The organism is Paenibacillus sp. OT2-17, assembly GCF_009827695.1.
GTDB lineage: Bacteria > Bacillota > Bacilli > Paenibacillales > Paenibacillaceae > Paenibacillus > Paenibacillus polymyxa_B.
The window spans coordinates 1-1,258 of the sequence record NZ_WUDQ01000814.1 but is presented as its reverse complement, the minus strand read 5'-3'; the positions used below and the strand labels follow the sequence as shown (position 1 = coordinate 1,258).

General features: G+C 49.8%; 2 protein-coding genes. Both read right to left on the bottom strand.

Translation table 11 applies throughout. The features are described from left to right. Positions 1-529: WecB/TagA/CpsF family glycosyltransferase (locus GRP75_RS27325; protein WP_160790935.1), on the bottom strand; the 529-nt coding region annotated here is incomplete at its 3' end. Further along, positions 507-1,258, bottom strand: a 752-nt coding sequence (locus GRP75_RS27320; protein ID WP_160790934.1) for a glycosyltransferase family 4 protein, incomplete at its 5' end; no start/stop codon positions are given. The genes GRP75_RS27320 and GRP75_RS27325, both read right to left, overlap by 23 nt.

Here is a 1,258-nt window from a genome sequence, read left to right as displayed (position 1 = left end):
CCTGCTTCGGGCAGCCTAAGCTGACGAATATGATATGCGCGCCGGACGCATTGATTTCATCAATGATCCGCTCCTCCTCATCTGGGTGAAGCTCACGAAATGGTGGTGAAAAGCTGCCCGCGATGCGGATTCCGGGGTAATCCTGTTCTACTCTTTCTTTTAAGCTATCCAGCGTATCCGGCGTACTGCCGTAAAAATATATACTCACCTTCGTCTGTGGCGCACGTTCGCACAACTTGAGCATCAGACTGGGACCATCTACCCGATCCTGACGCTCAAATCCGTACAGCTTAAGCGCCCATACCAACGGCATACCGTCCGGAGTACACAAATCGGCTTGAGTGAGCGCTTCGTGGAACCCGGAATGATTCCCGGCTGTGACAATGGAATGCGTGTTGCAAATACAAACATAGCCGTCCTTTCGTTCGACTGCCCATTGTTCCAGCATGTGTACCGTCTCCTGAAACGTAAGTGCTGCAATATCTGCATCCGCAATCCTTCCGACTCTATATTGGGGCAGCTGTTTCATAATCACGCTCCTCCATCGCCTCGCTATATATCGCCATCAGCTGCTTTACATTCACTTCTTCCGTATAGCGTGCAGCATAATTTTCCGACACCTTCTGTCTCATAGTTGCATAGTTTTCATAGGCTACTGCACAGCGAATCACAGTCTTTATATTTTCCAAATCATCATGTTGAAAATGGAAACCCGTCACCCCGTCCTCCACGACTTCCTCCAGTGCGCCGAGCCGGCTGCATAATACCGGGGTTCCAACAGAAAAAGACTCTACAATGGTCATGGGAAATCCTTCATACCAAATGGAAGGCACCATGACATACATGGCTCGGCTCATGCAATCCAGTACCGTGTCTCCATCCTGCTTACCGAGAAACCGAACATCTTCCTGCGGATAAGCAGCGGCCAATTCAGCCTTTTCCGGACCATCCCCAATGATGACCAGTCTAAATCCCCCCCGATCTTCCAACTGCGACCAGGCTTGCAGCAGATTGCGAACCCCTTTTTCAGCAGAAATCCGCCCCACGAACAACAAATAACGATCATTCGGGTCATACTGGGTTTTCACTTTTTTATGATGGATAAAATTCGGCTTTACCGCGATACGATCCAGCGGAATACCGCTTTCGGCAAATTTGTCCCGTGCAAACTCCGTCAGCGCAATATAGCGACTTACCTTGTGCTGCCATGTGCCGATTAGATCGTTGAACTTAATCATCGCCGCCACCGGAATCGTGT